The sequence below is a fragment of the Fictibacillus gelatini DSM 15865 genome (assembly GCF_000430745.1).
Taxonomy (GTDB): Bacteria; Bacillota; Bacilli; order Bacillales; family Fictibacillaceae; genus Fictibacillus_A; species Fictibacillus_A gelatini.
This window is the reverse complement of record NZ_AUMP01000001.1, coordinates 415,102-438,318: the sequence shown is the minus strand read 5'-3', so window position 1 is coordinate 438,318 and position 23,217 is coordinate 415,102. Positions and strand designations below refer to the sequence as shown.

The 23,217-nt window shown below is 42.1% G+C and carries 21 protein-coding genes; 15 read left to right on the top strand and 6 right to left on the bottom strand.

Annotation, left to right across the window (positions count from 1 at the left end; genetic code table 11):
• Positions 1-6: 6 nt before the first annotated feature.
• From H538_RS0102290 to H538_RS0102275, 4 genes are read right to left on the bottom strand one after another with little or no spacing between them, the layout of a single operon-like run.
• Positions 7-771, bottom strand: a complete 765-nt coding sequence (locus H538_RS0102290) for an IucA/IucC family C-terminal-domain containing protein (protein ID WP_026676190.1) — start codon at positions 769-771, stop codon at positions 7-9.
• On the bottom strand, positions 746-1,564 hold the full coding sequence (locus tag H538_RS0102285) for an ABC transporter ATP-binding protein (protein ID WP_026676189.1): 819 nt from the start codon (positions 1,562-1,564) through the stop codon (positions 746-748). Before H538_RS0102285 ends, H538_RS0102290 begins: the two co-directional genes overlap by 26 nt.
• Positions 1,565-1,577: 13 nt before the next feature.
• Positions 1,578-2,624, bottom strand: coding sequence for a FecCD family ABC transporter permease (locus H538_RS0102280; RefSeq protein ID WP_026676188.1), 1,047 nt, complete (start codon positions 2,622-2,624; stop codon positions 1,578-1,580).
• Positions 2,621-3,628, bottom strand: a complete 1,008-nt coding sequence (locus tag H538_RS0102275) for a FecCD family ABC transporter permease (RefSeq protein ID WP_035349772.1) — start codon at positions 3,626-3,628, stop codon at positions 2,621-2,623. Before H538_RS0102275 ends, H538_RS0102280 begins: the two co-directional genes overlap by 4 nt.
• 174 nt (positions 3,629-3,802) lie before the next feature.
• Between H538_RS0102275 and H538_RS0102270 the strand changes: the two genes are divergently transcribed.
• From H538_RS0102270 to H538_RS25945, 8 genes are all read left to right on the top strand, one after another.
• Positions 3,803-4,768, top strand: coding sequence for an ABC transporter substrate-binding protein (locus H538_RS0102270; RefSeq protein WP_245595177.1), 966 nt, complete (start codon positions 3,803-3,805; stop codon positions 4,766-4,768).
• Positions 4,769-4,914: 146 nt separating this feature from the next.
• Positions 4,915-5,328 (top strand): DnaJ family domain-containing protein, encoded by a 414-nt coding sequence (locus H538_RS0102265; RefSeq protein ID WP_026676185.1) that lies wholly within the window; start codon positions 4,915-4,917, stop codon positions 5,326-5,328.
• A 788-nt stretch (positions 5,329-6,116) separates the two neighbouring features.
• Complete coding sequence (locus tag H538_RS0102245) at positions 6,117-7,004, top strand: permease (RefSeq protein WP_035349766.1); 888 nt, start codon at positions 6,117-6,119, stop codon at positions 7,002-7,004.
• Positions 7,005-7,016: 12 nt separating this feature from the next.
• The gene (locus H538_RS0102240) at positions 7,017-7,874 is read left to right on the top strand and encodes a TIGR03943 family putative permease subunit (protein WP_026676181.1); all 858 of its coding nucleotides are present in this window, start codon (positions 7,017-7,019) and stop codon (positions 7,872-7,874) included.
• Positions 7,875-7,962: 88 nt separating this feature from the next.
• Complete coding sequence (locus H538_RS0102235) at positions 7,963-8,280, top strand: hypothetical protein (protein WP_035349896.1); 318 nt, start codon at positions 7,963-7,965, stop codon at positions 8,278-8,280.
• Positions 8,281-8,374: 94 nt separating this feature from the next.
• Complete coding sequence (locus tag H538_RS0102230) at positions 8,375-9,007, top strand: DsbA family oxidoreductase (protein ID WP_026676179.1); 633 nt, start codon at positions 8,375-8,377, stop codon at positions 9,005-9,007.
• A 573-nt stretch (positions 9,008-9,580) separates the two neighbouring features.
• A complete protein-coding gene (locus H538_RS26545) occupies positions 9,581-9,733 on the top strand; it encodes a hypothetical protein (RefSeq protein WP_211235543.1) in 153 nt (50 codons plus the stop codon).
• Between the two features lie 91 nt (positions 9,734-9,824).
• Positions 9,825-9,986: a hypothetical protein gene (locus H538_RS25945; RefSeq protein WP_154657883.1), complete on the top strand. Its 162-nt coding sequence runs from the start codon at positions 9,825-9,827 to the stop codon at positions 9,984-9,986.
• 45 nt (positions 9,987-10,031) lie between these two features.
• Here the strand turns inward: H538_RS25945 and H538_RS0102210 are convergent, their stop codons facing one another.
• The gene (locus H538_RS0102210; RefSeq protein ID WP_026676177.1) at positions 10,032-10,232 is read right to left on the bottom strand and encodes a cold-shock protein; all 201 of its coding nucleotides are present in this window, start codon (positions 10,230-10,232) and stop codon (positions 10,032-10,034) included.
• A 245-nt stretch (positions 10,233-10,477) separates the two neighbouring features.
• On the opposite strand from H538_RS0102210, the gene H538_RS0102205 reads away from it, so the two are divergent.
• The 4 genes from H538_RS0102205 (at position 10,478) to mgtE (ending at position 14,069) form a co-directional block, all read left to right on the top strand.
• On the top strand, positions 10,478-10,933 hold the full coding sequence (locus H538_RS0102205; protein ID WP_026676176.1) for a pyridoxamine 5'-phosphate oxidase family protein: 456 nt from the start codon (positions 10,478-10,480) through the stop codon (positions 10,931-10,933).
• Between the two features lie 181 nt (positions 10,934-11,114).
• The gene (locus H538_RS0102200) at positions 11,115-11,720 is read left to right on the top strand and encodes a TVP38/TMEM64 family protein (RefSeq protein WP_026676175.1); all 606 of its coding nucleotides are present in this window, start codon (positions 11,115-11,117) and stop codon (positions 11,718-11,720) included.
• Positions 11,721-11,856: 136 nt separating this feature from the next.
• Positions 11,857-12,606 (top strand): type I methionyl aminopeptidase, encoded by a 750-nt coding sequence (map, locus tag H538_RS0102195; RefSeq protein WP_026676174.1) that lies wholly within the window; start codon positions 11,857-11,859, stop codon positions 12,604-12,606.
• 101 nt (positions 12,607-12,707) lie between these two features.
• Positions 12,708-14,069: a magnesium transporter gene (gene mgtE / locus H538_RS0102190; protein ID WP_026676173.1), complete on the top strand. Its 1,362-nt coding sequence runs from the start codon at positions 12,708-12,710 to the stop codon at positions 14,067-14,069.
• A 33-nt stretch (positions 14,070-14,102) separates the two neighbouring features.
• Here the strand turns inward: mgtE and H538_RS0102185 are convergent, their stop codons facing one another.
• Positions 14,103-14,522 (bottom strand): MarR family winged helix-turn-helix transcriptional regulator, encoded by a 420-nt coding sequence (locus tag H538_RS0102185; RefSeq protein WP_026676172.1) that lies wholly within the window; start codon positions 14,520-14,522, stop codon positions 14,103-14,105.
• A gap of 400 nt (positions 14,523-14,922) precedes the next feature.
• Between H538_RS0102185 and H538_RS24960 the strand changes: the two genes are divergently transcribed.
• The 3 genes from H538_RS24960 to addA all read left to right on the top strand — a co-directional run bounded on the left by H538_RS24960 (position 14,923) and on the right by addA (position 23,206).
• On the top strand, positions 14,923-15,852 hold the full coding sequence (locus H538_RS24960) for a GGDEF domain-containing protein (protein WP_051291201.1): 930 nt from the start codon (positions 14,923-14,925) through the stop codon (positions 15,850-15,852).
• A 117-nt stretch (positions 15,853-15,969) separates the two neighbouring features.
• A complete protein-coding gene (gene addB, locus H538_RS0102170; RefSeq protein ID WP_026676171.1) occupies positions 15,970-19,467 on the top strand; it encodes a helicase-exonuclease AddAB subunit AddB in 3,498 nt (1,165 codons plus the stop codon).
• Positions 19,460-23,206, top strand: a complete 3,747-nt coding sequence (addA, locus tag H538_RS0102165) for a helicase-exonuclease AddAB subunit AddA (RefSeq protein ID WP_026676170.1) — start codon at positions 19,460-19,462, stop codon at positions 23,204-23,206. The genes addB and addA overlap by 8 nt, the downstream gene beginning before the upstream one ends.
• Positions 23,207-23,217: the final 11 nt, after the last annotated feature.

The following is a 23,217-nucleotide window of genomic DNA, read 5'->3' as shown; positions in this document are numbered from 1 at the left end:
TTTCATTTAATGGCGGAGGTTTTTTCGCGGGCATGTCGTGCAACATGTTCCGTTCTCTGTTCGGTAATATAAACAACATGTTTGCCGTTGCCGTTCTTGATGATCATGTTCGAATCGGAAAAACGGATTTTTTTTCATCGTGCCGAAGTGATACGGCTCAGCATCGTGAATGATAAATTGATAGTCATCTTGTATTCTCTTTTGAATGGATTCGGAATGGTTTTCCTTTAACCACGTTTCATATAGCCAGACGATGTAAATGCGGGCATTTTCCCATAACATTGCTTTTGGCGCTCTCGTTTCTTTTGCGAGATTTTCCAGCATGATCGTCATATTGTCCGCAAAGAGCGTTTTTACAATCGCTGAACGCCACTGCTTTCGATTTCCTGTCAAAGATGTTCCGTGGAGGTTTTTCAGCGTGAACGAAGGAAGCCACATATCTTCCGCTTCCTGGTCGATAATGACGATGTTGTTCAATCGCATGTCAAACGCTTTGTTTAACATTGTCATTGCATAAAGTGAAGACGTGAGGCCGCAAAAGGCATAACGTTTAAAAAACAGCGATGCAGTAACGGTTAATTCATTTGAACCTATTTTCCTCCCCGCCTTATTTAGGAAGTTTAGCAACGGCTCACGGAACAATAGGTCGCCAGCGGGATAGACCGGGACATTGATTGGAATGTGAAATTGAAACCGGTAGTGGTCTGTTAAATAGGATTGTTCTTCGATTGTCCAGCCTAAATGATCAGGCATATTGGTTTCTTGCCGCATTTCGAACCATTCTCCCCTTTCCATACGGAATGCACATCGGTGTCCCGAAGAGCGGATCTCTTGTAATCTGGCAAGGCATGCGGAAGACGTCTTGAACGAGCTTTTCCGTCATGACTTCTTCTGGAGCCCCCTGGCTGTATACCGCTTTGTTTTGAATAGCGACAAGATGGTGGGCATAACGGCAGGCAAGGTTTAAATCGTGCAACACCATGACAATCGTCCGTTTTTCTTTTTCGTTTAATTCAAATAGTAGATCAAGAATTTCAATTTGATGTGTCATATCAAGATAGGTTGTCGGTTCATCCAAAAGAATCGTGTCAGTTCCCTGTGCGAGCGTCATGGCAATCCATGCGCGCTGGCGCTGTCCACCTGAAAGAGAGTCAACGGGACGCTCTTTAAACGCCGTCATATTGGTTGCCTCAAGCGCATTTTCAACGGCCGCTTCATCTTCTTCCGACCATTGTTTAAGCCAGGACTGGTAAGGAAAGCGGCCTTGTTTTACTAACTGAAGAACGGTTAATCCTTCGGGCGCGACCGGTCCCTGGGGAAGGATGGCTAATTCTTTTGCTACTTCTTTCGTGGAACGTTTCGCAATTTCTTTTCCATTTAAAATGACCGCTCCGCTTTTTGGCTGCAAAAGGCGTGCCATCGAACGGAGCAACGTTGACTTGCCGCATCCGTTACTGCCGATAAAAACGGTAATTTCCCCTTTTGGGATCTCTAAATGAAGGCCATCAATAATGTTTTCTTTTCCGTATGAAAGCGTTAAGTCATCCGCACGCAAAACAGTCATTTCCATCCACTCCTTATCCGTTTGTTTTAAACAATAAATAGAGAAAATATGGCGCTCCCACCGCTGCCGTAAATACTCCAGCAGGGACTTCCAAAGGAGAAAACAGCGTTCTGCCTGCCAAATCAGCGATGAGTACAATCAGTCCGCCGATCAATCCTGAAACCGGAAGCAATCCTCCAAAGGAAGAACCGACGAGCCTTCTTGCAATATGTGGCCCGATCAGGCCGACAAATCCAATTGCGCCGCTAAATGCAACGGCAGACCCGGCGAGGGCGGTACAGATCATTAAAAATAAAAAACGTTCACGATTTGTATTTACACCAAGTCCTGTCGAAAGCTCATCTCCCAGTTCCTGAACATTCAGCCTGCGCACAAGGACGGCTAATACCGGTAGGGAAAGGATGAACCATGGAAGGAGGCCGTTCACATCTTGCCATGACACACCGTTAACTGAACCGGTGAGCCAGATCGTTGCCTGGCTGGCCGCATAAATCGGGCCTAAAATAATCATTAAGGTTGTCAAAGCCTGGAAGGCAGCCATTAATCCGATGCCGATGAGTACAAGGCGCGTCGGGCTTACCCCTTTTTTCCAGGCGAGAAAGTAGATAAATAGTGCGGCGATCGTTGCCCCGATAAATGCAAAAACCGGAAGATAATGAATACTGACCGTTAACGCATTGCTTTTATTACTAAACATCGTAATGAATGTAACGGCTGCAAATCCTGCACCTGTCGATATGCCGATCATGTCCGGTGACGCTAAAGGATTTCGAATCACTCCTTGCAAGATCGCACCGCTAAGCGCGAGAGAAGCACCGGCGATAAAAGCGATTAGAATTCTCGGAAGCCGGAATTTTTGGATGACGGTTTCATTCATTTCCGAGCCGAAACCGAACAATGTTTTGGCCGCCTCTAAAGGAGGAATATGTAGCTCGCCAACACTGCTGCTTACGATCATGACGAGAATAGTAATGATACATAGTAGCAATGTTAAAAAGAACACTCTCTTATCCAGTAAAAACGAAATTTTTTTTGAGCGAAGAATCCAATATTTGTTCATTTGAATTTTCCTTTTCGTGCAATGTAAATAAAAAATGGCGTGCCGATAATGGCGGTCATGACACCAACAGGAACTTCATCCGGCATAATGATGAATCGTGCGGCAATGTCAGCTGCGACTAATAAAATGCCCCCGATTACACCGCTATACGGAATGACCCATCCGTGATGGGACCCGACAAGAAAACGGGCGAAATGCGGTACGACAACACCGATAAAGGCGATTGGACCGGCAACGGCGACGGACCCGCCGCACAATAAAATGACAAGAAGGGTCGCAAGTAGCTTAAATGCACCGGTTCGCTGGCCAAGGCCTTTTGCTACATCTTCGCCAAGGGAAAATGTATTAAGCTGCCGGGCTAGAAAAAGCGCGCCGATCCACGAACAGACCAGATAGGGTAATACTGGTGCGAGCAGCTCAAGCTTTCTTCCTTCGACAGATCCGGCGAGCCAAAACAGAACCTCTTCTAATGCTTTCTCATTTGAAACAAGCATTCCCTGGGTTAAGGAAGCGAACAACGCGGCCATTACCGCACCTGCAAGAGTGAGCCTAATTGGCGTTAATCCTTCCCGTCCAGCAGAACCCAATGCATAGACAGAAATACCGGCGATCCCAGCGCCGAGAAAACCGATCCACATAAATTGCTGAAGCGAACTGATGCCTAAAAAAGTGACGGCTGCAACAATAAAAAAACCGGCTCCCGCATTAATTCCAAAAAACTCCGGAGAGGCGATAGGGTTCCTCGTGATTGCCTGTAAAATGACGCCGCTAATCGCGAGGCTAACCCCGATGACGGCACCAATGATAGCCCTCGGCACTCTCGACGTTTTTACAATGATTTGCGCATTGGATCCATCGAAATGGGTATAGGCGCTGATTGCCGTCTTCCAGCTCGTATCCGTATAGCCCGAGACAACGCTTAATGCCATAAGCAAACAAAGGAGTAGCATCCCGACGAACAGCGCAATAATTTTCAATCGTGTTGAATGAATGATTCCGTTCATTGTTACCTCTACTTAAACAATATTTTCATTTTCTAGTTTAGTAGAAGAAGTTTGACGATGTCAATGAATTTGAAAATCATTATCAATTATATATTGACACAGTTACTCTATACATTTATGATACTAACTGTAAATGATATTCATTATCAACAAAAGATAGGGGAGAGAAAGAAAATGGTTTCAAAGGCTACATATAAAAAAATGGGTATCTTTTTCATGACGCTCATTCTCTTGCTATCGCTATCGGCTTGCGTAGGAAAAGATGGCGGAAACGAAGAATCATCAAACACTGATTCTTCAAAGTCGTACACGGTTAAGCATGCAATGGGTACAACAAAAGTGAAAAGCCATAAACGAGTTGTCGTTTTAACGAATGAAGGAACCGAAGCTGTGCTCGCCATGGGAATTAAACCTGTTGGCGCGGTTAAATCATGGGAAGGAGATCCGTGGTATAACCATATTAAAGATAAAATGAAAGGCGTTAAGGTCGTCGGTGAAGAAAGTAACGTCAACCTTGAAGCGATCATGGCATTAAAGCCGGACTTGATTATCGGGAATAAAATGCGTCAGGAAAAAATTTATGGTCAATTAAGCAAAATCGCGCCAACTGTATTTTCCGAAGATTTAAGAGGAAATTGGAAGGATAACTTCAAACTTTATGCAAAAGCGTTAAATAAAGAAAAAGAGGGTCAAAAAGTATTGGATGACTTTGACAATCGCGTCAAATCGATCAAAGAAAAGGCTGGAGATAAGCTGAATACAAAAGTTTCCCTCGTTCGCTTTATGCCGGGAATCGCACGGATTTATTACAAAAATACATTTTCAGGGGTAATTTTTGACCAGCTCGGCTTTGCCCGTCCTAAAGTCCAGGATAATGACGGCTTTGCCGATGACGTTACGAGAGAGCGAATTCCGGATATGGATGGGGATATTATGTTCTACTTTACGTACGAGCCGGGGGATGGAAAAGGGACGAAAATGGAAAAAGAATGGACGAATGATCCATTATGGAAAAACTTAAGCGTTGTCAAAAAAGGCAATGCCCATCGCGTGGACGACGCGGTTTGGAATACTGCGGGAGGCGTCATTGCCGCAAACCTGATGCTCGATGACATCGAGAATTATTTTCATATTAAATAAGCTGGCCAAAACCATCGGAACACGTATCCGGTGGTTTTTGATATATTGTCACATCTTACCGTAGAAGGAAAACGCTTTCAATCGTATGATGAAAATAAGAAAAGCTTCGTAGTTCTGCATCCTACAAAATGAGAGGAGGCATTTGTATGAAAAAAGACCAACTTGAAAAAGAGCTGCAAAAGAAAGAGATTCTCATGAAAGACGAGCAAACAGGCTGGTATTACGAAGACCATATTACGGCGATCATTAAACGAGCGGAAAAAGATGGGGCATTCGATCATTTGCCAGGGAAAGGAAAACCGATCCAATTTGATGATGATGACATTTCCTATAATCCGCAAAAACGTTTGAACAAAATCATGAAAGATAATCATATCCTTCCGTCATGGGTAAAATTGAGCAAAGAAATTGAAGCATTGAAAGAAGAATTGAAGTCATATACAGTGGAATACAACATTCGAAAAACGGTTGAAGAAATCAATAAAAAAATCGTAAACCACAATCTCAGCTGTCCTCCGAGCGCGCAAAAGCGAAAATTAAATATCAACGATTATTTATAAGCAAAAGCCGCTGTGAAAAGTTGTCGCAGCGGCTTTGTTTTGCCCATAAAGGAGTTCTCAAGGACAAAAAACAAGAGATGATGGAAGCCACTGACAAAGTTCCTTTTAATAAAAAACTAAAATTTTCGAAAAACCAAAACCCAAAAAAACAGTATTTTTCACTTAGGAAGTGGGGGATAGCATCGTGTTTACAATGCATTTCGCTTACCAAAGTGGGGATGTATTTTTTAGGAAAAAGCATTTTTGAAAATTTCTTGGACTTTTTCAGTGACCTCGAGACGATGCCTGAATATGTCCAAGAGAAGAGTTCTCAAGGACAAAAATTAAGAGAGAATGCCTGAATATGTCCAAGAGAGGAGTTCTCAAGGACAAAAAACAAGAGACGATGCCTGAATATGTCCAAGAGAGGGGTTCTCAAGGACAAAAAACAAGAGACGATGCCTGAATATGTCCAAGAGAGGAGTTCTCAAGGACAAAAATCAAGAGGCGATGCCTGAATATGTCCAAGAGAAGAGTTCTCAAGAACAAAAAACAAGAGGCGGGCTTCAAAATTGTCCAAGAAAGGAGTTCTCAAGGACAAAAAACAAGAGAGAATGCCCGAGTATGTCCAAGAGAGGGGTTCTCAAGGACAAAAAAAAGAGGCAAGCTTCAAAATTGTCCAAGAGGGGACATCTCAAGGTTAAAATTCGAGAAGTGAGCCCTTTAATTTCCAATTGATTTTATTGGACGAACTATGCATTTTTTCGTATAGTTACTTAGGTAGTTTGATAGAAGAGGAGGCAATAGGAGTGTTGTTTTTTGCATTGCCGCAATCGTTTTTGCAAATGAATACCATTTTTGTTTCTATTTTGATCGAGGCACTGCCATTTGTATTAATTGGCGTGTTTATTGCAGGATTTATTCAAATGTTTATAACTGAAGACATGGTGGCCAGAATCATGCCGAAAAATAAAGTGCTATCGGTTTTATTCGCTTCATTTGTCGGGATTTTCTTCCCCTCCTGTGAATGCGGGATTGTTCCGATTGTCAGGAAATTAGCGGCAAAAGGGGTGCCGCTGCATGCCGGTATCGCTTTCATGTTAACTGGGCCGATCATCAACCCAGTCGTCTTGTTTTCAACATACGTCGCCTTTGGAAGCACATGGGAAATGCCGCTTTACCGGGCGCTTGGAGCGATTGTTGTTTCGGTGTTCGTCGGGCTTATCATCGCCTTTTTCTATAAAGGAGACGGGTTAAAAGCCTTTGATGCCGGGCATCGCCATTCTCATGAAAGCCTTTCGATAAAAGAGAAAATATGGGAGACGTTAAAGCATGCTGTTGATGAATTTTTCTCAATGGGGAAATATTTAGTCATTGGCGCGCTTATAGCGGCATGTGTCCAAACCTATGTAAAAACATCGACATTATTGTCGATCGGAAATGGGAAAGTTTCCTCCACTCTTGTCATGATGGCACTTGCTTTTATATTGTCACTTTGTTCGGAAGCGGACGCCTTTATCGGCTCCTCGTTCCGGAGTATATTTTCGACAAGTTCCATTTTAGCGTTTCTCGTGTTCGGGCCAATGGTCGATATTAAAAACTTGCTAATGATGCTCGGTACGTTTAAAACGCGTTTTGTTCTATTGGTTGTCGGTTCCGTTACTCTCGTCGTATTTTTATTCTCGCTGTTAATATAGGAGGTGGCCAAATTGATACGCGCATATATTTTAATGGGATTTACCTTTTTTCTTATGCATCTCCATACGTCGGGAAATATAAGTAAATATATTAATATGAAGTACTCTTATTTAAGTCTGAGCGCGATGGTCGCTGCAGGGGCCTTAACGGTCGTTCAATTTATTATTGTTGCAAAAGAAGACAAAGAAGGCGGGCAGCATGGACATGGATGCAGCCACCATGATTGTGGCCATCATCATTCAAAGGAAGATACATGGTATAAGAAGCTCTTCGTCTATGCGATTATGATTTATCCTATTGTTTCAGGAATCTTTTTCCCGATTGCGACGCTTAATTCGAATATCGTCAAAGCGAAAGGCTTCCATTTTCCAACGTATAACGAAGGAAAAGGAGACCCTTACGCAAAGCCGCAATTTTTACGTCCGGATACGAGCGGCTATTTTGGAAAAGAGGCCTATGCCGATTTGATGAATAAAGAGAAAAAAGCATATATTGATAAAAATACAATCGTGCTTGATGATAAAAACTATTTAAAAGGTATGGAAACAATTTACAATTTTCCTGGAGAATTTGACGATAAGACGATTCAATTTAAAGGGTTTGTCTATAATGATCCAAGCACGAAAAAAAGCCAAATATTCGTTTTCCGCTTTGGCATCATCCATTGTGTCGCCGATTCAGGCGTTTTTGGAATGCTTGCGGACATGCCTGAAGGTACGAAGTTAAAAAATGATGAATGGGTAATCATAAAAGGAAAGTTGTCTGAAATGTATTATGCCCCATTTAAGATGGACATTCCGTACGTTCAAGTGGATCAATGGCAAAGAACCTCACCGCCAAAAGATCAATATGTGTATCGGGGTTACTAAGATGTTGCTATCGCGCAGCATCTTTTTTTATGAAGCATACTTTTTTCTTAAACGACAAAGAGTAATAAGTAAGAAGTTACAAAGGGAGATGAACGTATTGGATAGGAAAAGGTATTATGTGAATGTTGAATCTGGTGAAATACACCCGGATAAAACGGCTTCAGGCTTTGAATTTGAAATTGAAGCGACGGATCGTGATGTCATTGAGCTAAAAAAGCTGTTTGACGAATGTGACAGATCAGCTACAAAAACGTTTTGGCGGGCCCACGTCCCTTTTCTTGAATATCATAATGACCAATCGAATGATGAATATGATGAAGCAATGAAGAAAATATATAAAATGATTCACGATCTAGGCCAGCCCGAAACGAGAGAACATATCGAATCAATGGGTATTCTTGATTAAAAAGCTTAATCGTTCTTGATTAGGCTTTTTGTTTTTCTAACAAAAAAAACAATGGTATGCTTGAACTAGTCGTAGACAAAGGAGGCTTTTTTTCGTGACGATACAAGTAAAAGTCTATTCCGATTTCGTCTGCCCTTATTGTTTTATGGCGGAGACGCCGCTTAAGGAAGCAATAGAAGGAAAGGATGCAGAAATGGAATGGATGCCGTTTGAACTATATCCGTACCCGGCTGAACCTTTGCGACCGGAAGGAGAATACATTCAAAACGACTGGAAGGAATCTGTAAAGCCACGCGCTGAAAAACTCGGAATTTCGATTCAGCTGCCGCAATTCTCTCCTCTGCCCTATACACACCTTGCTCATGAAGGGCATTTATTTGCGAAAGAACATGGAAAGGGAAAGGAATATTCCCACTCTGTTTTTACTGGATTGTTCCAAAAAGGGCTGGATATAGGCAATATCGAGATATTGACAAAAATAGCCGGCCAACTGGGTTTACATGAAGAAACATTTAGGGAGGCACTCCAACTCCGTAAATATAAAGATGAACATAGAAAATTACTTCAGCATGCAATAGAAGAAGCGAATATTACGGTCGTTCCTACAATTGTCATTGGGGACAGAATCCTGCGCGGGCTCCATCCGAAAGAAACGATCGAAAAAGCGATTCGTTGTGCGATCCGCGAGTCAAAGATGGAGTTTTGTGAAGGGGATCAATGCCATTAATCAATGGAGCGGAAATGATGAACATTTTCGCTCCTTTTTCAATACAAAAAAAGCTTCAAAGGCTAAAGTAGCCTTTGAAGCTTTTTTTCTTTCATCTACGATGAAAAAGGGGGTTGATAGGGATGTCTATAATATAGCAAATTTCAAGGACAACGATTTGAATATGTGATTTTTTTGATAAGAGTCTCTTTTTTGTGACATGGCAAAAAAAAACGCACAAAAAAAGCCCCGGATAGGGCTTTTTTTATGCTTTATTTAAAAAGGGGGTATAGGGTTGTCCTTATTATAACAGTTGGGTGGGGAAAATAACGGATGATCTAATTTTTTTGATAACCATCTTGATTTTGTGACAGATAGACTTCCTGAAAACGAAAAAAAGCCCTGGCTAGGGGCTTTTTTTCTTATATTAAAAAGGGGGGTACATACTATTAGACGAACTGAGAATAAAAAGGTTACAGTTTAAAATAAATTTAAGCGGAATTTCCAAACAAGACGGTAGTCAAAGAAGTAGCGTGTAGCATATAATATTTCATAAAAAGAAAAAAGTTTCCTTAGGGAAAGAAGGCGATAAACATGAAATGGAGCAAGGAAAGTACATTTTTAAAACTTGAACACTACACGAAAATCCTTCATAAACTAGGTTTGTTTTCAGACGATGACCGAATGGAAATTCTTGAAAAAATTGAATCGTACAAAGTTAGAGTGAAACAGCCCTCTCGTCAATAGGGGCTTTTTTGTTTTTTTCTTATTGTGATGGACATGCACAATTCGCCAGGGAGTTGAATATATAGTGAGAAAATAGGCGGGGGGAACAACAATGAAAATTTGGATGGTGCAGCTTGTTTTATCCATTTTCATTCTTGTAGGATTTATTTTTTACTTTTTCACACCGTATTCTCATTGGCTTGATTTAGTTGGAAGTTTATTGTGTGGGCTTGTTTTATTGATTTTGAGCATTTATACTTTTCGTGATGGTTGACAGACAAAAAAAACCGGCACTATGCCGGTTTTGTAGTTTATAGGATTATTTTTTCACAACATTTGCGGCTTGAGGTCCGCGAGCGCCATCAACGATTTCAAATTCCACTTCCTGGCCTTCTTCTAATGTTTTAAAACCTTCAGATTGAATTGCAGAGAAATGGACGAATACATCGTCACCGCCATCAACTTCAATAAAGCCATAACCTTTCTCTGCATTGAACCATTTTACTTTTCCTGTCTGCATTAATTTGCCTCCTAAAAACTATGCACGGTTTGTGCTTTGTATTACCATAAAACCTTTCAAACATTTTCTTACAGAAAAGACATGTAATCAAAGTCTAAATGGTTGAAATCAATATATCACATCATGTTATAGGTAGGCAAGTCAATATTTCAGAAAAATTAATCAATGGTAATAATTGATGGAATAATGAGATAATAGTACAATGACTATTATACATATACATCGGTAAGGGAAAGGAGATAACGATGGCGAAACAACCTATTCCGACGGAGTTGACTCCTGAGCTTTATGAGTTTCTGCAAGGGGAAAAACTCGTTCTTCTGGCAACGATGGATGCTGCTACGAAAGGGCCAAACGTCTCTGCCATATCATGGGTAAAAAGCTATAATGAAAAGAAAATTCGCTTTACTGTAACGAATAACTCTCGGATTGTGGCAAACATTAAAGCAAATCCGGATGTTGTTATGACGGTTATCGGTCTTGAGACGGTTTATTCGATCAACGGCAAGGCAAAGATCTTAGAGGAAACGATGGAAGGGGTTTCTTTAAAATTATCAAAAATCGAAGTCGACATTGATCAAGTATTTGAGAGCATGTTCTGGGGAGCAAAGATTACACAGGAACCCGTCTACGAAAAAACATACAATCTTAAAAAAGCAAAAGAACTTGATGAACAAGTATATGAAGCATTGATGAAGTAAACGAAGACTGCCTTGATAGGGTAGTCTTTTTCGATAGAAAAAATAATGATGAATCTCCTTTTGTGTGATAAACTAATAAAAAAGTTTGGCGAAAGTTGACGAATAATATCCTTTTTATTAACGGTTAAAAAAGACGAAAAAAGGAAAGTATGTTAGTAGTTTATAAAAGGGAGTGCGGGAAATGGACATTAATCATTGGAAGGAATTGTTGACGGAAGAAAACATCCAACATTTTTTAACACAATATCGAAACCTTGGCTTTTTGCCTGGCGTGCTCCTTCCGATGTTGGAATCGCTCATCCCTGTATTGCCACTCGTTATTTTTGTTGCCGGAAATGCAGCAGCTTATGGATTTTTTTTAGGTTCATTTTACTCATGGATAGGCGCTGTTTTAGGTTCTGTTATCGTATTTTTTATTGTAAGGAAGCTTGGGCAGAAAAGGTTTCTCCATTTTATTACGAAGCACCGCAAAATTGAAAAGGCGTTAAAATGGATGGAGCGGCACGGGTTTGGAACGCTATTTTTAATTTTTTGTTTTCCTTTCACGCCTTCAGCACTAATTAATGTTGTTGCCGGTCTATCACAAATTAATTCGAGAACGTTTCTACTTGCCCTTACCCTTGGAAAACTGGTGATGATCGCGATCATTTCATTTATTGGCTACGATTTCCTAGACGTCATCAAAAATCCACTTAAATTTGCCATTATGGCACTTGGCATATTTGTGCTATGGGTTGGAGGAAAGCTGGTCGAATCAAAGTTAAAGCAAAGTGAACATCAAGCGTGATTCCAGGTAGATGGTTTCACGCTTTTTCATTGCCATGAAAACATTTGTAGCCAGTTTGAAGCGCGAAACAAACAATAGGCTTGAGAATATAGTACAATACATAAGAGTGAAAAGCGGATAGAAAGGATTTTTTACGATGATTATATTAAAGTCAAAACGCGAAATTGATGCAATGGACAGAGCAGGCGATCTTTTAGCGAGCTGCCACCGGGAAATTGCCAAACGGATTAAACCCGGGGTTACTACACTTGAGATTGATGCTTTTGTTGAAACGTATTTGAGAAAACATGGAGCCACTCCCGAGCAAAAAGGGTATCATGGGTATCCGTTCGCCACTTGTGCGTCCGTTAATGACGTCATTTGCCACGGGTTCCCTAACAAAACAAAGCTAAAACAAGGGGATATCGTTACGATTGATATGGTTGTTAATTTGGATGGGTGGCTTGCGGACTCGGCCTGGTCGTATGCGGTCGGAGCAATTTCAGAAGAAGCGCGTCATTTGCTGGAGGTCACTCATAAATCTCTTTACCTTGGGATTGAGAAGGCTGTCATCGGCAATCGGATCGGTGACATTTCCCATGCAATTCAAGAATATGCAGAAAGCGAAGGGCTGTCCGTCGTCCGAGAATTTATCGGTCACGGAATTGGCAGAGAGATGCATGAAGATCCGCAAGTGCCGCATTTCGGAGAAGCAGGCAAGGGGCCTTTATTAAAAGAAGGAATGGTTATTACAATCGAGCCGATGCTAAACACTGGTAGCCATTATGTGAAAATTGACGAAGATGGATGGACCGCCAGAACATTTGACGGGTCACTATCGGCACAATATGAACATACGATTGCCATTACAAAGGAAGGACCGCGTATTTTAACGGCTCAAGAATAAAAATTTGCGAAAATAGCTGTTACGACTTATCGGACAGCTGTTTTTTTATTTTCCCTGTTATTATATAATATGGAGCATGAAGTCAAGGGAGGTGGCTGAACGTGTTTCAACAAATGACGGAAAATCAAATGCTTCTTTATGTCATTAAAAGCTTAAAAGAGCTTCGGAAAAAGGACTTTCAGGCGCTAATTGACGAATTGCATCCATACGATATTGCCAATTTATATGTGACACTGCCAGAAAAGCATCGCTTGAAATTTCTTATGTTTTTAACGACGAAACAAATTGCCGAACTGATCCAGGAATTGGATAGCGAAGTGCAAATTGAAATTTTACATAAGTTGGGGATTGAACGTTCCAGTCACATTATGAACTTGATGGAAAATGATGATTTAGCCGATTTGTTGAGCAATTTATCCGTTGAAGAAATCCAGGATTTCCTCAGTTCCATGAAAGCCGATGAATCCAGAACGGTCCAATCGCTCATGCAGTATCCGCCTGACACAGCCGGTGGGATTATGACCAATCGCTTCGTCTGGATTCCGAAAGTATTTACGGTTCGTGATGCGGTTGATAAATTAAAGACTTTCGCGGGTTTTGCCGAAAACATCTATTATTTGTATGTCATTGATGAACAGAAAAGACTGGTTGGCGTTGTTTCGTATCGCGACCTGCTTCTTGCCGATATTCAAGATAAGATTGAAGACATTATGTATACCCGTGTTATTTCCGTTCCTGCTGAAATGGACCAGGAGGAAGTCGCCCGGATGATCGAAAGGTATGACTTTATCGCCGTCCCGGTTGTCGGTGAAGAAGGGAAGCTGCTCGGCATTGTCACAGTCGATGATGTTATCGATGTCGTTATTGAAGAAGCGAATGAAGATATTGAAAAGCTATCGGCTACCGGGAAATCGATCGATTTTCGTACAAGCGCATTTGTCGCTGCTTACCGGAGGCTCCCATGGCTCATTTTGCTTTTATTTATTGGTATTATTTCAGGCAGTATCATTAGCTTTTTTGAAGGGACGATTCAAAAAGTCGTCGCACTGACGTATTTTATGCCAATGATTGCCGGCATGACCGGAAATACTGGCACGCAGTCGCTCGCTGTAGTCGTAAGAGGGCTTGTTTCGAATGATATTGATAAAAAAACGATCGGTAAACTCATTGCCAGGGAATTTGGAGTCGGTCTCATGATCGGCACGGCATGCGGAATATTAATCGCATTAGTCGCTTTTTTCTGGAAAGGGAGCCTCGTGCTCGGACTCGTCGTCGGAAGTTCGTTGTTTTTGACATTAATTATCGGAACGCTGTCAGGCACGATTATCCCGCTTTTGCTTTATCGCTTTAAAGTTGATCCGGCAGTCGCATCGGGCCCTTTAATTACAACGCTGAATGATATATTCTCATTATCCGTTTATTTCGGTACCGCCTCAATGTTCATGGCACATCTTATGAAATAAGAAAAATCACCGCTTCAGGTGATTTTTTTATTTCTAGATTAAACGATTGAACAATTCAAGCATTGTTTTAATCTCATGATTTGACAGATGTTCAAATTTTTTAATATAGTATTGGCTTCTCAACTCTTCCATATGTTTGGCCGTTTCTTTCCCTTTTTCGGTAATCTCGAGCCGGACAATTCGACGGTCAACTTCATCCCGTTTGCGGGTCACCATTTCCTTTTTGATTAATCGATCCGTGACGGCCGTAATATGGCTGGATGAGACTTTCATTTCCCGGGCGAGTTCAGAGGCCATTTGCGGACTTTTCATGTTCAATTGCTGCAATACGGAAAATTCATTGCCCGGCATATATTCAGAAAATAATTCATTAATATCCTTTCGAAATGTACGAAACACATTGCGAAAACTTTTTTCTAGCTGGGAAAGTAACTGAGAACGTTCTTCGAGCATTGTTCCACCTTAATTCATTAGTAGTTGACAATTAAACTATACATTTTGCCAACCCCTTTGTCACGACATTTTTGAAAATGAGATTCTTTTCCGTCAATCGTGTTTTTAGACAAATCCATCCGTGCTTTCCCCTGAGAATAAGAGGGTAACGCGAAGATATGCGTTTTTCAAACGTTCATCTGGATTACCATACCGAGGAGTTCATGAACCACTTTCTTTTTAGCTAAACAAAAGATGTTACGCTCACCTCCGAACCACATTGCGCAGCCATTTTATTTGTATAGGTCTAATGTCCTACAACTTTATCTGGATTTTAGGTAAAAAGTAGGATATAATAGGAATAATTTAATTAAACAGAATTTTCCTTAGTGAAATAAAACAAGTTGAAAGGAAATGTAGAATGGGAGAAGCGGATGTCAAACAACTTAAACACCGTTTATATACCCGGCATGTTCAAACTATACCTCCTATCATTAACCTTCATTTGAACTATATAAAAAGGCAGTACAGTTTTCGAACGTTCGTTCAACATCATCTACATATTTACGAAATACATCTTAAAAAATGGCTAAAAAAACTGTGCAGAGCCTTATTTTATCCAGAAGCGGAATTGAACGGGTTTATGAAGCGATTTGAAGAAGGGATTTTTCAGTATGGGATTGCCTTTGCCCGCGAACGTCTTTTGTCCGAAAGGGAAATCAATGATTTATCTAAAAACGTGTGCAGAGCCGTTTTGCAAGAAATCTATCAGTTGCTTGAGCGGGAAGAGGCAGTTGCAAAATCGCTGTTGCTTTTAAGATGGAATGAATTCTGCCATGCTTTTATAACAGCCCTATTAAACGGCTATTATGACAGGCAGGCTTATGATTTAAAGGAATTAAGCATTAGAGACCCGTTGACGAACATGTATAATCGGCGTTATTTCTACGACTCTCTTGAAGAAGAAATGAAAAAGGCGGTACTTCACAAATATCCTATTTCGTTAGTCATGTTGGATATTAATAATTTTAAGCATATCAATGACAGGCTCGGACACCATGCAGGAGATGAGATTCTCAGGCATTTAGCGTATATGTGTTCAAAGTTTCATATTCGGCATGGGTTTCGTTTCGGCGGGGATGAATTTGTTTTTTTAATGCCGCAGTTAACTGAAGAAGAGGCTTACGTATTTGCCAGAAGTATTGAATCTCATTTGACGAAATGGAACGACTCCGTTTCGCTTGCATATGGCGCGATCCAACTATATGAAGACGCGATCGAAAATATTGATTACTACTTAAAGTTAGCGGATGAACGGATGTATATCAATAAGCGGAAAGTCAAGAAATAGAGAGGGCCTATCATATTGCGATAGGTTTTTTCAATGATGTGCTAATAGTTTTCAGTAGTTGTTTGTGAGATAATAGCTTCAGAGTTTTTTTGATAACTGTTAGTTAGGGGTGAAAGAATGAGTTTACGGCTCTTCCTTGGCCGATCCGGAAGCGGGAAAACATTCCGCTGCCTTGAGGAAATACGGGCAAACTTGCGTGAAGACGCAAATGGCAGCCCGATCGTTTACCTCGTGCCGGATCAGGCGACGTTTCAATCGGAATATGCTTTGATCCAAACGCCGGACTTAGGCGGGATGATACGGGCGCAAGTATTTAGCTTTTCGCGCCTGGCATGGAGAGTGCTCGGAGAAACAGGCGGAATGACCCGGATACATATTTCAAGCATTGGGATTCATATGATGCTCCGGAAGATAATAGAATTGAGAAAAAATGAACTTAAACTATATAAAAAAGCTTCAGAACAGAACGGCTTCTATGAACAGCTTGAGACGATGATCACCGAATTTAAGCGTTACTGCATTCATGCGGATCAACTTGAATCTCATGCGGATACACTTCTATCGTTCAGCGATCAGAATGGCGGCAATGCCGTATTGAAAGACAAGCTCCATGATCTTGGATTGATTTACGGCGCCCTTGAAGAAACATTGATTGAGAAATATATCGATTCGGAAGATTATTTGCGTCTGTTAGCGGAAAAAATTCCACATTCAGCCTATATAAAAGATTGTGAGATCTATATTGACGGATTCCACAGCTTTACTCCTCAGGAGTTAGAAGTGCTGCGCATGCTGTTGCGCCATGCAAGGAAAGTGACGATGGCTCTGACAACAAATGATGAAGCGGCCTATCAGCCACATGAATTGGATTTATTTTATACAACAAAAAAGACGTTGCTTGAGGTGCAAAAGCTGGCGGAAGAAGAAGGAGTTATGATCGAAGCTCCTGAAATGTTCCGGGAAATGCCAAGGTTCAGGCGAAATCCGGCGATCGCCCATATTGAGCGCCATTATGACACGAGACCGGAAGTGATTTATGAAAATCCTGAAGGCATTTTTATTCTTGCCGCGGTTAACGCCCGGGCAGAAGTAGAAGGAATAGCAAGGGAAATTTTGCACCTCGTACGCGAAGAAAAGTATCGTTATCGTGATATCGCTATATCGATTCGAAATATGGCTGGCTATCAAGACATTATTGAAACCGTGTTCGAAGAGTATGGAATTCCGGTATTCCTCGATCAGAAAAAATCAATGCTCCATCACCCGCTGATTGAGTTCATCCGCTCATCACTCGATATTGTTTCAAAAAATTGGCGCTATGAATCGGTATTCCGTGCGGTCAAAACCGATCTTCTCTATCCGGAATCAGAAACACCGCTTGCACAATTGCGCTTTGAAATGGACGAGCTTGAAAATTATGTGCTCGCTTATGGCATTCAAGGCAAGCGCTGGACGGAAAGGAAGCCGTGGAAAGTTCACCGCTTTCAAGCATTTGCCGAAAATGAGTTCGTCCAAACTGACAGTGAGAAGAAAAAGCAAGAACGGTTAAATGAGCTGCGTTATATGATTGTTTCCCCGCTGTCCAGACTTGAACGCGATTTAAAAAAGGGTAAGTCTGTTCGCGAATATTGTGAGGCATTGTATTTATTTTTAGAAGAGCTGCATATTCCAGAGAAGCTTGAACAACTACAGAGGCGGTCAGAAGAAGCCGGAAAGCTGCAGGCGGCAAGAGAACATCGTCAAGTTTGGGATGCTGTCATTGGATTGCTAGATGAAATGGTCGAGCTTACCGGGGGCGAGACGATGCCACTTGAGTTGTGGATTAAAGTGCTCGATACCGGGCTTGAAAGTTTAAAGTTTGCTCTCGTGCCCCCAGCCCTTGATCAAGTGCTGGTTGGAACAATCGGTCTCTCCCGGTTTTCAAACATTAAATGCCATTTTATTCCCGGGGTCAATGACGGCCTGTTGCCGGCAAAACCGAAAGAGGATGGAATATTGGCAGAAGAAGAACGGGAGCTTTTGGAGAGAAATGGCCTGACGCTTGCTCCTTCAAGCCGAAGGCAGCTTCTGGATGAACAGTTTTTAATTTATATGTCATTAACGAACGCCGAGGAGAAACTCTATCTTTCTTATCCGCTGGCTGATGAGGAAGGAAAAACAATGAGCCCTTCCATCGTGATTGAGCGGGTTAAAGCACTATTTCCTTCGTTAAAAGAACGGTTTATTCAAAATGAGCCGGAATACGGAGCCGATTTAACCTTTATTCAGCACCCTGGCAAGTCTCTCTCCTATTTAAACGGGCAGCTGAGAGAATGGAAAAAAGGGTATGCCATCTCTACCGTTTGGTGGGATGTCTACAATTGGGCGGCAAAGCGAAAAGAGTGGAAGCAGCTCGGAGAAAAGGTCATTGGCGGATTGTTTTACCAAAATAAAGAAAGGCGCCTGCCATCTGGCCTTACGAAAGAATTATATGGGGAACAAATTACGGCGAGCATTTCCCGAATGGAATTGTTCCGGTCGTGTCCATTTTCGCAGTTTCTTTCATACGGGCTTAAACTCGAAGAACGCAAGTTGTACCGGCTGGAAGCGCCGGACATCGGTCAATTGTTTCATGCCGCTTTAAAGGAAATGAACGATCATTTAACAAGCCTAAACATGTCCTGGAAAGACTTATCAGCAAAAGACTGTTACCGAATGGCAGGCGATATGGTTGAACGTCTCGCACCGAAATTGCAAAGCGAAATTTTATTGAGCAGCCACCGTCATCTTTATTTGAAACGCAAGCTGAAAGACGTTGTCGGCAGGGCTTCCCACGTATTAAGCGAACATGCAAAAGCAAGCGGCTTTGCGCCCATTGGGCTGGAACTCGGGTTTGGCAAGAGACAACCGCTCCCGCCGCTCGTTTACCAATTGCCTAACGGAACAACGATGGAAATCATCGGAAGGATCGACCGGGTGGATGCGGCGGAGAGTTCTTCAGGGTTAATGCTTCGAATCATCGATTATAAATCGAGTACTACCGGGTTGAACTTATCGGAAGTGTATTACGGAATTGCTTTGCAAATGTTGACGTATTTAGATGTCGTTGTTTCCCATTCGGAAAAGTGGCTCGGCAAAAAAGCGATTCCGGCCGGAGTCCTTTATTTCCATATTCATAATCCGTTTATAGGAGCGAAAAAGCTGCTTTCGCTTGAAGAGCTTGAACATGAAATTTATAAAGATTTTAAAATGAAAGGGCTTGTTCTTGCCGATACGGAAACCGTTCAATTAATGGATAACCGGATGGAAAAGAAATCGGACATCATTCCGGTTGAACTGACAAGCAAAGGATTTCATAAAACGAGGTCGCAAGTGGCGACGGCTGAACAATTTCGGGTGTTAACCAACTATGTCCGCAAGCTAACGAAAGAAATTGGAACTGAAATTACGGACGGAAAGATAGATATTTCTCCATACCAATTAGGGAAAAAAATGCCGTGCACCTTCTGTTCATATCGATCGGTCTGCCAATTTGACCAATCGCTTGAAGAAAATGAAGTTCGCCTATTGAAAGCGGATCATGCAGAAGCGATCATCGCAAAAATGGCCGGGGAAGGAGACCATCAAAATGAATAAAGTGATGCCGAAACCCGCAGATAGCAAGTGGACGGATGAACAATGGCAAGCGATATGCAGAAGAGGAGAAGACATCCTTGTCGCCGCTGCTGCAGGGTCGGGAAAGACAGCCGTTCTCGTTGAACGGATCATCACGATGATTCGTGAAAAAATTGCGGATGTCGACCGTTTGTTAATCGTCACGTTTACAAATGCTGCGGCAAGCGAAATGAGAAAACGGATCGGGGAAGCGATTGATAAGGAATTGTCACTTCATCCGTCTTCACTTTATTTAAGACGGCAGCTTAGCCTAATAAATAAAGCATCCATTTCGACATTGCATTCCTTTTGTATTGAAGTGCTAAGAAAATATTATTATTTAATTGATCTTGATCCGGGCTTTCGAATTGCCGATGAAACGGAAATTGTGCTGTTAGCGCAGGAAGTGATTGAAGAGTTTTTTGAAGAGGAATACAGCAAGGGGGAAGACCATTATTTCTATCAAGTCGTCGATGCTTACAGTTCTGACAGAGACGACCGGAAGCTTCAAGACTTGATCTTGAAGCTTTACGAATTTTCGCGAAGCCATCCCGAACCGGAAGTTTGGCTCGAACAGATGGCGGCAGAATATGATGTGCAAACCGACAATATCGATGAACTGCCATGGACGAAAGAATTGCTCGACGATTGCATTATGCAATTAAAAGGATTGCTTACCGTCATTGAACAGGCGAAAGAACTCGCAACAACTCCCGGTGGTCCCGAGAGCTATGCGCTAACACTAGAAGAAGATGCCTTATTGATCAATGGCTTAATTGAAAAAGGGCAAAATTCCTGGAATGAACTGTATGATGCCTTTCAGAATATCGCATTCGCAAAATTAAAAGCGATTCGCGGTGGTGATGTAGATGCGCTGCTAAAAGAAAAGGTAAAAAATATGCGCGATATGGTGAAGAAAAAGGTAGAAGGACTGAAAAAAGAACGATTTGAGCGAAATCCGGAATCGTTTTGCATGCATTTGCAAGAAATGGCCCCTATTGTGAAACATCTCGTTTTTCTCGTAAAGGAATTTGCCAAAAGGTTCAAAAAGGAAAAAGAAGAAAGAGGCCTTGTGGATTTTGGCGATTTAGAGCATTATTGCCTGCAAATTTTAAAACATCCTGACGCTGCACCGGGCGAGCTTATACCGTCAGACGCAGCTGCTGAGTACCGCAATCGTTTTGTCGAAGTGCTGGTCGATGAATACCAGGATACAAACCTTGTGCAGGAGTCGATTGTGAAACTCGTCTCTAATGGGAACAACTTATTTATGGTCGGCGATGTGAAACAAAGCATCTACCGCTTTCGTTTAGCAGAACCAGGATTATTTCTCGCAAAATATAAGCGGTTTACGAAAGAAGGCGATGGAACGGGCCTGCGAATCGATCTTGCGAAAAATTTCCGCAGCCGGACCGAAGTGCTTGATGCGACAAACTTTATCTTTAAGCAAATTATGAGTGAAACAGTCGGTGAAATTGCGTATGACGAAGATGCCGCCCTCATTCACGGAGCCACATATTATCCGGAAAATGACGGGCTTGAAACCGAACTATTAGTAATAAATAAAAGCACTCCCGTTGTCGATGAAGAAGGACTGGAAACCGGCGAGTCGGAAAAGTCCGAGCTTGAAACCGTCCAATTGGAAGCGCGGGTGATAGCCGAAAAAATTAAACAGCTTGTTGGAACGGAAGGTAAGCCACCGGCCGCCGTTTTAGATAAAACGACAGGTAGCTTAAGGCCGGTTAAATATAAAGACATCGTCATACTGCTCAGGGCAACGAGCACATGGGCTCCAGCCATGTTAGAAGAATTTAAGCAGCAGGGAATTCCTGCTTATGCTGAACTTTCAACTGGCTATTTCGAAGCGGTCGAAGTAAAAGTGATGATGTCTTTATTAAAGGTGATCGACAACCCGCTTCAGGACATTCCGCTTGCTGCCGTGCTCCGTTCGCCGATCGTCGGCTTAAGCGGGGAAGAGATGGCCAGCGTCCGCCTTATTAACCAAAAGAGAGGGACATACTTTGATTCGTTAAAATCGTATTTAGAAAAAGGGCCTTCTAACCAATTAAAAGAAAGGCTAGAGCGCTTTTATCACTTACTTGAAAAATGGAGAGAGGCTGCCCGTGGCGGATCGCTTGCTCAATTAATCTGGCAAATTTACAGGGAAACCGGCTACTTCGATTTTGTTTCCGGTATGCCTGGAGGCAGACAACGGCAGGCGAATCTCCGCGCCCTTTATGATCGGGCAAGGCAATATGAATCGACCTCATTCCGCGGGTTGTTTCGCTTTTTGCGCTTTATTGAACGGATGCAAGATCGCGGTAAAGATCTCGGGGCCGCCCGGGCGCTTGGCGAACAGGAAGATGTCGTCCGCATCATGACGATCCATAAAAGTAAAGGACTTGAATTCCCGATCGTTTTTGTCGCAGGGATGAATAAGCAATTCAATCAGATGGACTTGAAACAAAGCGTCTTGCTTCATAAAGAGCTCGGCCTTGGGACGGAGTACATCAATCCAGAATATCGGGTGAAGTACGAAACTATTCCTCAGATCGCTATTAAAAAGAGGATGAAAATGGAGCTTCTTGCCGAAGAAATGCGCATTTTATATGTGGCTTTGACAAGGGCGAAAGAAAAATTATATTTGCTCGGAACGGTAAACGATGCGGAAAAATCGATTGAACAGTGGGGAAGTGCATTGAGCGTTGAAGACTGGCTTCTTCCGGATTATGAGCGGGCGCAGGCAAAGAGCTACCTTGATTGGGTTGCGCGCTGTGTGATCCGCCATAAAGACGGGAGCGAGCTTCGCGCTTTTTTAAGCAGCCCGGAAAATGGGCGAGGAGAACCTTTTGTCGATCAGGCAAAATGGAAGATCGAAGTGCTTGATGCGTCAAACTATGAACAGTTGGATGAACTGAATCAATCGAAACAGCAGGAAATTCTTGCTGCATTAAAACGCTATGAACCTGTTGACATTTCTTCCGATCAAAAAGAGATGATCGAGGAACGATTGGACTGGAAATATCCTCATTTGCCGGCGACGGCGACAATGTCGAAGCAATCTGTTACTGAAATTAAACGGCAATATGAAATAATTGATGAATATAGCGATCATACGCTTGTGAAGCCTTTTCGCTCATCGATTGCCAGTCGTCCCCGCTTTATGCAGGCAAAAGAAATGACAAGCACAGAACGCGGAACGGCGATGCATATGGTCATGCAACATGTGAACGTGAAAGAAGAAATTACGCTTGAACGGCTAAATGAACAAGTGGCGAAAATGGTCCATAATGAGTTGTTGACGGATGAACAGGCAGATGGAATTGATGTCGGGTCCGTACTCCAATTTTTCCAGAGTGAGCTTGGAAAACGGGTGCTTAAAGCGAAGAACGTCCGAAGGGAGCTACCGTTTAGCATGGCGTTATCTCTTTCCGAGGTTGGCAAAACGACGGGAGGACTTGAGGATGAAACGGTGCTCGTTCAAGGGGTCATTGATTGTTTGCTCGTGGAAGAGGACGGACTCGTTTTAATCGATTATAAAACGGATCAAATTACGAATCGGTTTGAACAAGGATTTAATGGAGCAAAAACCATTCTTTTAAACCGTTATCAATTACAGCTTGAGTTATACGGTAAAGCCATTGAAAAGATTTTGAAACAGCCGCTTAAAGAAAGTTATCTCTATTTCTTTGACGGCTCGCACATTTTACAAGTGAAGTAAACGGATAAAGG

Coding starts and splice junctions, on each gene's coding strand:
- H538_RS26545 (WP_211235543.1), top strand. CDS start 9,581: ATGAAATGGAGCAAGGAAAGTACATTTTTAAAACTTGAACACTACACG.
- H538_RS0102265 (WP_026676185.1), top strand. CDS start 4,915: ATGAAAAAAGACCAACTTGAAAAAGAGCTGCAAAAGAAAGAGATTCTC.
- H538_RS25945 (WP_154657883.1), top strand. CDS start 9,825: ATGAAAATTTGGATGGTGCAGCTTGTTTTATCCATTTTCATTCTTGTA.
- addB (WP_026676171.1), top strand. CDS start 15,970: ATGAGTTTACGGCTCTTCCTTGGCCGATCCGGAAGCGGGAAAACATTC.
- H538_RS0102210 (WP_026676177.1), bottom strand. CDS start 10,232: ATGCAGACAGGAAAAGTAAAATGGTTCAATGCAGAGAAAGGTTATGGC.
- H538_RS0102185 (WP_026676172.1), bottom strand. CDS start 14,522: ATGCTCGAAGAACGTTCTCAGTTACTTTCCCAGCTAGAAAAAAGTTTT.
- H538_RS0102270 (WP_245595177.1), top strand. CDS start 3,803: ATGGTTTCAAAGGCTACATATAAAAAAATGGGTATCTTTTTCATGACG.
- H538_RS24960 (WP_051291201.1), top strand. CDS start 14,923: ATGGGAGAAGCGGATGTCAAACAACTTAAACACCGTTTATATACCCGG.
- H538_RS0102205 (WP_026676176.1), top strand. CDS start 10,478: ATGGCGAAACAACCTATTCCGACGGAGTTGACTCCTGAGCTTTATGAG.
- H538_RS0102280 (WP_026676188.1), bottom strand. CDS start 2,624: ATGAACAAATATTGGATTCTTCGCTCAAAAAAAATTTCGTTTTTACTG.
- H538_RS0102275 (WP_035349772.1), bottom strand. CDS start 3,628: ATGAACGGAATCATTCATTCAACACGATTGAAAATTATTGCGCTGTTC.
- addA (WP_026676170.1), top strand. CDS start 19,460: ATGAATAAAGTGATGCCGAAACCCGCAGATAGCAAGTGGACGGATGAA.
- H538_RS0102235 (WP_035349896.1), top strand. CDS start 7,963: ATGAACGTATTGGATAGGAAAAGGTATTATGTGAATGTTGAATCTGGT.
- H538_RS0102200 (WP_026676175.1), top strand. CDS start 11,115: ATGGACATTAATCATTGGAAGGAATTGTTGACGGAAGAAAACATCCAA.
- map (WP_026676174.1), top strand. CDS start 11,857: ATGATTATATTAAAGTCAAAACGCGAAATTGATGCAATGGACAGAGCA.
- H538_RS0102285 (WP_026676189.1), bottom strand. CDS start 1,564: ATGACTGTTTTGCGTGCGGATGACTTAACGCTTTCATACGGAAAAGAA.
- H538_RS0102290 (WP_026676190.1), bottom strand. CDS start 771: ATGCGGCAAGAAACCAATATGCCTGATCATTTAGGCTGGACAATCGAA.